This is a genomic window from Paracoccus sp. MKU1 (genome assembly GCF_001447385.1).
Classification (GTDB): domain Bacteria; phylum Pseudomonadota; class Alphaproteobacteria; order Rhodobacterales; family Rhodobacteraceae; genus Paracoccus.
The window spans coordinates 1-6,098 of sequence record NZ_LLWQ01000169.1 but is presented as its reverse complement, the minus strand read 5'-3'; the positions used below and the strand labels follow the sequence as shown (position 1 = coordinate 6,098).

Sequence of the window (6,098 nt, the reverse complement as noted above, 5' to 3'; positions counted from 1 at the left end):
CCCGGAAACCCCGGTCGCGCCCTCCAGCAGTTGGTCGCGCCACTGCTTGATCTGGTTCGGATGAACGGCGAAATCCTGCGCCAGCTCGATCATGGTCTTCTCACCCTTGATCGCAGCTACCGCCACTTTCGCCTTGAATGCCGGGCTGTGATTCCGGCGCGGTCGTCTCGTCATGGTCTTCTCCTCGCTCGCAGCATCATGCTGCAGTTGCTCGGAAAATCCACTTAGCCCACCTGTTCAGATTTCCGAAGCCACCTCTGAATTCATGCTCGATGCCCACCGTCCCGGCGGTGGCGGAATAAAGCCTGTATTCGTCATCCGCGCATCGGTCTGCGCCATGCGCAGGTTGCCGCAGCGGGGAAAGCCGGCGTTCAGCCCGGTCTCGGCCTCGACCCCGGCATAGAGCATGACCGAATGGTCGTGGATATGGCTCTCGCATAGCCCATGCTGAACAGCGACAACAAACCCGCCGCGTGCCAGGTCGAGCCAGCCGTCAACTCGTCCCGCTCGACCAGCATCGTCTCCCAGCCCGCACGGGCCAGGTGCAGCACGATGCCGCCTCCGACCACAAGGGCCTTCACATAGGTTTCATGGCCAGCGATTCCTGATCTCGCCCGTGAGCTGCCTTTACCGATCAGAGCCTGAACCGCGCGCGGCGCCGATATTTCCCGCGACATGTTCTTGGCAAAGCCCGACATGGCGCATTCGGCCAGCCCCAGGACGCAAACGCCCCGGAAAACCGGAGCGTCGCAATCACAGCATCGAGGGCACCACCAGATCCGGCGGCCGGTGGCCGTCCGCGAAAGTCTTGATGTTGATGAGGACTTTCTCGCCCATCTCGACCCGCCCCTCGATCGTGGCCGAGCCCATATGCGGCAGCAGCACGACATTGGGCAGTTCGCGCAGGCGCGGATTAATCTCGTGCCCATGCTCGAAAACGTCGAGACCGGCGCCGGCAATCTCACCCGCTCGCAGCATCCGGGTCAGGGCGTTCTCGTCGATCACCTCGCCGCGCGAGGTGTTGATCACCACGGCCGTCGGCTTCAACAGCTTGAGCCGCCGCGCGTTCAGCAGATGGAAGGTCGAGGGCGTATGCGGCGCGTTCACCGAGACGATGTCCATGCGCGCCAGCATCTGGTCGAGGCTTTCCCAATAGGTCGCCTGCAACTCGGCCTCGATTTCCGGACGCAGACGGCGGCGGTTGTGGTAATGCACCTGCATGCCGAAAACATTGGCCCGCCGCGCCACCGCCTGGCCGATGCGCCCCATGCCGAGAATGCCGAGCCGCCGCCCGCCCAGCCGACCGCCCAGATGTGCGGTGGGCGACCAGCCCTGCCAGCGGCCGGCCTGCATCTCGGCCATGCCCTCGGGCAGGCGGCGAGTCACGCCCAGGATCAGCGCCATGACCACATCCGCCGTGTCCTCGGTCACCACGCCGGGCGTGTTGGTGACCAGGATGCCGCGCTGGCGGGCGGAATGGACGTCGATATGGTCCACGCCGGCGCCGTAATTGGCGATCAGCTTCAGCTTGTCGCCGGCCTGCGCCAGCATGGCGGCGTCGATATGATCGGTGATCGTCGGCACCAGCACATCCGAGACGCGCATGGCGGCGACCAGTTCCTCGCGACTCATCCGGCGGTCGTCAGCATTCAGGGAAACGTCGAAAAGCTCGGACATCCGGGTCTCGACCGCCTCTGGCAGGCGCCGGGTCACGGTAACTTTAAGGCGTGAGCGGGTCGGATCGGTCGCGTGAACGGCGGGCATGGTCGCTCCTCTCTTCCAAAGCCGGGCGGCTTTTGGCAAAGTGCCCGCGATGCGGGGCAGGCACAAGACCCCGCAAAAGCAGGACGGGCAGATGAAGCAAGGACGGGTCTGGCTCGGCGCCGCGATACTGGCGGCGGGGGCGTGTTTGGGATCGGCGGCACTGGCGCAGGCCACCGATCCGGGTGAGACGCTGGACGCGAAGCGGATTCCCGGGCTTTCCGCCGATGCGACGATCAGCCGCCATCAGGACGGCAAGCGCGACCCGAACCGCGGGTCGGTGACCAACCTGCCGCTGCCGCGCTATGTCAGCCTCAAGGGCGGCGAGGGCAATGCCCGGCGCGGCCCCAGCCTGTCGCATCGCATCGACTGGGTGTTCCGCCATGCCGGCATGCCGCTGCGCGTGGTGGCCGAGTTCGGCCATTGGCGCCGGGTCGAGGACCAGGACGGCGCCGGCGGCTGGGTGCATTATTCGCTGCTGTCGGGCGTGCGCACCGCCATCGTGACCAAGGACATGCTGGACCTGCTGGCCCGCCCCGAGCCGCGCGCCAATGTGGTGGCGCGGGCCGAAGCCGGCGCCATCGTGCGGCTGCACGAATGCAGCATCGACTGGTGCCGCGTCTCGGGCGGCGGAGAAAAGGGCTGGGTGCCCAAGACCACGATCTGGGGCGTCGATCCCGACGAGATCCGCGACTGAGCCGGGCATCCGGCGCTCAGCCGCCTTGCCGGCCGCCACATTGCCCGGCAAGGCATCCCGGCAAAACAGGCAGCGCGCAGCGGACCGGATCATGTTCCCGGTCCTGCATTCGCAGCGGACCGACCTATTTTCCGCGACAGATCGCCGAATCCTGTTGCAGGCCTGGCCTGCGGGAGAACAGCGCGCGTCCCAGCATCAGGACATTCGCACCGGCCTGCCGGCATGCTGGCGCCAAAGCGGGTATCAGTCGGCCCCGGCCAGAAGGCCGCGTCCCTTCAGCAATGCCTCGACGCCGGGCTTTCGTCCCCGGAACTTCAGCCACAGCTCATCGGCCGGCAGGGAATCGCCCTTGGACAGGATCCATTGCTCCAGCCGCCGCGCGGTCTCGGGGTCGAAGGCGTCGCCCTTTTCCATGAAGGCTGCGAAGGCGTCGGCATCCATCACCTCGGACCACATATAGCTGTAATAGCCCGAGGAATAGCCGTCGCCGGAAAAGACATGCGCGAAATGCGGCGTGGCATGGCGCATTGGAATGGCCTCGGGCGCGCCCAGTTCCGCCAGCACCTCGGCCTGCCGCGCCATGGGATCGGCCGGCGGCTCGCCGCGGTGAAAGGCCAGATCGACCAGCGCGCTTTCCAGATATTCGGTGGTGGCGAAGCCCTGGTCGGCATTGCCCGCCGCCAGGATGCGGTCGCGCAGATCGGCGGGCAGCGGCGCCCCGGTTTCGGCATGGCGGGCATGGCGGTCCAGCACCTCGGGCCGCTCCAGCCAATGCTCGAAAAGCTGGCTGGGCAGTTCGACGAAATCCCGCGCGACCGAGGTGCCCGACATCGAGGGCCAGCTTACATCCGACAGGATATGGTGCAGCGCATGGCCGAATTCATGGAACAGCGTATGGGCATCGTCCCAGGACAGATAGGCCGGCGCGCCCTCGGCCTCGGGCGGGGTGAAGTTGCAGACATTCACCACGATGGGGCGCTGCCCCTCGCCGATCTTGTGCTGCTGTTGCAGGGACGAGCACCAGGCCCCCGAACGCTTGCCGGGGCGGGCGAAGTAATCGCCGACGAACACCGCCATGAGCCGGCCGTTCCGCGTCACCTCCCACGCCCGCGCATCGGGGGACCAGAGCGGTGCGTCGAATGCGCGCATCTCGATCCCGAACAGCCGCTGCGCCGTGTCGAAGACCGCGCCCAGCATGGCCTCCAGCGTCAGGTAGGGCTTGACCTCGGCCTCATCTAGGTCGTGCTCGGCCTTGCGCCGCCGTTCGGCATAGAAGCGCCAGTCCCAGGGCTCCAGCGCGCCGTTCACGCCATCCTCGCGCAGCATTGCGGTCAACTGCGCGGCATCGGCATCGGCCCGGACCTTGGCGGCGGCCCAGACCTCGGTCAGCAGCGCCTCGACATTTTCGGCGGTTTTGGCCATCTCGGGCTCCAGCTTGTAGCTGGCGAAATCCGCATAGCCCAGGAGCCGGGCGCGCTCGTGCCGCAATTGCAGGATCTCGGCGGCGATGGGGCGGTTGTCGGTCGCGGCCCCGCCCGCGCCCTGCCCCGAGCCGCGCGCGCACCACGCCCGCCAAGCCGCCTCGCGCAGGGCACGCTTTTCGGAATATTCTAGGAAGGGCACGATCAGCGAGCGGTTCAGCGTCACGATCTGGCCCGAAAGCCCGCGTTCGCGCGCCGCCGCCCGCATGGCGCGCACCAGCCAGTCGGGCAGGCCGGCCAGTTGGTCGTCGGCCACGCTCATGGTAAAGTCGCGCTCGTCCGCCAGCACGTTCTGGGCGAATTCGGTGGACAGCACCGCCAGCCGCTCGCGGATCGCTGCCATGCGCTCGCGCGCCGCGCCGGTCAGGCCCGCGCCCGCCCGGCGCAGCCCGCGCAAGGTCAGTTCGGTCAGGCGGCGATCCTCGGGCGCCAGGTCGTCGGCATCCTGCATCACCGCCTCGACCCGGTCGAACAGCCGCGGGTCCATGCTGACCTTGCTGCCATGCGCGGCCAGGCGCGGCGCGATCCGGCGCTGCAAATCCTCGCGCGCCGGATTCGAATCGACGCCGGCCAGGGTGAAGAAGATCGCGCAGAGCCGGTTCAGCGGCTCCTCGGCGCTTTCCAGCGCGGCGACGGTGTTGGCAAAGGTCGGCGGGGCGGGATTGGCGGCGACGGCCTCGACCGCCTCTTCGGCCAATTTCAGGCAGGCGTCGAAGGCCGGGTCGAAATCCTCATCGCGGATCAGGTCGAAACGCGGCAGGCCCTCGGGGCCGGTCCAATGCGTCAGTTCGGGGTTCATGCGAGCCTCCTTTTCCGGTTGGCCGCGAGTGTTTCAGCCTGCGCGGAAATGTCCAGAGCCGCAGGTCGGACAATCGGCACGTCGCGAGATTTTCATCAGCCGATTCTCGCCGTAGAGCCCGTCGAAGATCAGCATGCGGCCCCGCAAGGGCTCGCCGGTGCGGGCGATCAGCTTGATCGCCTCCAGCGCCATCAGGCTGCCGATCACGCCGGGCAGCGGGCCGACGACGCCTGCCTCGGCGCAGGCCGGGGCAAGGCCCGGCGCCGGCGCCTCGGGGAAGATGCAGGTCATGCAGGGCGCGCCATGGCGCGGATCCCAGATGGTCACCTGCCCTTCCCATTGCGCGATGGCGCCGGCGACCAGCGGCACGCCCGCCGCAACGCAGGCCGCGTTCACCGCCACCCGCGACGCGAATGTGTCGGTGCCGTCCAGCACCAGGTCATGTTCGGCGATCAGCGCGGCATCGGCTTCGGTGATGCGGCGGGTCAGCGCCGCGACCTCGACATGCGGGTTCAGCGCCAGCATGGCGTCGCGCGCAGCCTCGGCCTTGGGCCGGCCGTCGTCGGCGCTGCGGAATATCACCTGGCGTTGCAGGTTCGACAGGCCGACCCGGTCGTCATCCGCCACCGTGATCCGCCCGACGCCGGCCGCAGCGAGGTAGAGGCAGACCGGCGCGCCGAGCCCTCCCCCGCCCACCACCAGCACCCGGGCGCGCCTCAAGGCGGCCTGCCCCGGGCCGCCCAGTTCGCGCAGCACGATATGGCGGGCATAGCGGTCAAGCTCGGGGTCCGAAAGCGGGCCGGATCGCGCGGGCGACTGCGGGGCCTCGGGCAAGGGAATAGCCCGGCGATGCAACTGGCGCAGCAGCACGCGATAGCCCAGCACCAGCGCCACAACGCCGCCGCCCAGCACCCAGACCCGGGCATCGCCGCCGACCAGACGCGCGGCTGCGCTGCTGGGCGTCAGCACCAGCGCGGCGACGGCAAGAAGCCACAGCGTCGCGACGCCCGCCCAGCCGCACCATGCCGGCCAGCCAAGCAAGCGCGCCGCGATCAGCACGGCGGCCATGATGACAAGAATCAGCACGGGCTCAGGCCCGACCGGTCGAGCCGAAGCCGCCCTCGCCGCGCGCGGTCTGCTCCAGCGCCTCGGCCGTGACATAGGCCGCGCGGGTCACCGGGGCGACGACGGCCTGGGCAATGCGCTCGCCATGGTGGATGGTATAGGGCTGCTGGCCAAGGTTGATCATAATCACCCCCAGCGGCCCGCGATAATCGCTGTCGATGGTGCCCGGCGTGTTGGGCAGCGTCACGCCATGCTTCAGCGCCAGGCTGGAGCGGGGGCGGACCTGCATCTCGTA

6 protein-coding genes and 1 pseudogene are annotated in these 6,098 nt (G+C 68.4%); 1 reads left to right on the top strand and 6 read right to left on the bottom strand.

The window, feature by feature from the left end; translation table 11 throughout:
• From AQY21_RS13370 to AQY21_RS13365, 3 genes and pseudogenes are all read right to left on the bottom strand, one after another.
• Positions 1 to 174: transposase (locus AQY21_RS13370; protein WP_082658100.1), on the bottom strand; the 174-nt coding region annotated here is incomplete at its 3' end.
• Positions 175 to 229: 55 nt separating this feature from the next.
• Positions 230 to 602 (bottom strand): annotated as a pseudogene (locus tag AQY21_RS27845) (FAD-dependent oxidoreductase); the annotation flags it as partial.
• 151 nt (positions 603 to 753) lie between these two features.
• Positions 754 to 1,764: a D-glycerate dehydrogenase gene (locus tag AQY21_RS13365; RefSeq protein WP_058098137.1), complete on the bottom strand. Its 1,011-nt coding sequence runs from the start codon at positions 1,762 to 1,764 to the stop codon at positions 754 to 756.
• Positions 1,765 to 1,855: 91 nt separating this feature from the next.
• Between AQY21_RS13365 and AQY21_RS13360 the strand changes: the two genes are divergently transcribed.
• Positions 1,856 to 2,458 (top strand): SH3 domain-containing protein, encoded by a 603-nt coding sequence (locus AQY21_RS13360; protein ID WP_058098136.1) that lies wholly within the window; start codon positions 1,856 to 1,858, stop codon positions 2,456 to 2,458.
• Positions 2,459 to 2,701: 243 nt separating this feature from the next.
• Here the strand turns inward: AQY21_RS13360 and AQY21_RS13355 are convergent, their stop codons facing one another.
• The 3 genes from AQY21_RS13355 to dut all read right to left on the bottom strand — a co-directional run.
• Positions 2,702 to 4,738: a M3 family metallopeptidase gene (locus AQY21_RS13355; RefSeq protein WP_058098135.1), complete on the bottom strand. Its 2,037-nt coding sequence runs from the start codon at positions 4,736 to 4,738 to the stop codon at positions 2,702 to 2,704.
• A 33-nt stretch (positions 4,739 to 4,771) separates the two neighbouring features.
• Positions 4,772 to 5,824, bottom strand: coding sequence for a molybdopterin-synthase adenylyltransferase MoeB (locus tag AQY21_RS13350; protein ID WP_238986775.1), 1,053 nt, complete (start codon positions 5,822 to 5,824; stop codon positions 4,772 to 4,774).
• A gap of 4 nt (positions 5,825 to 5,828) precedes the next feature.
• The coding region (gene dut / locus AQY21_RS13345; RefSeq protein ID WP_152988224.1) for a dUTP diphosphatase at positions 5,829 to 6,098 on the bottom strand (270 nt) is incomplete at its 5' end.

Excerpts from the sequence above, each read along its gene's own strand:
- AQY21_RS13365 (WP_058098137.1), bottom strand. The coding sequence starts at position 1,764 with ATGCCCGCCGTTCACGCGACCGATCCGACCCGCTCACGCCTTAAAGTT.
- AQY21_RS13360 (WP_058098136.1), top strand. The coding sequence starts at position 1,856 with ATGAAGCAAGGACGGGTCTGGCTCGGCGCCGCGATACTGGCGGCGGGG.
- AQY21_RS13355 (WP_058098135.1), bottom strand. The coding sequence starts at position 4,738 with ATGAACCCCGAACTGACGCATTGGACCGGCCCCGAGGGCCTGCCGCGT.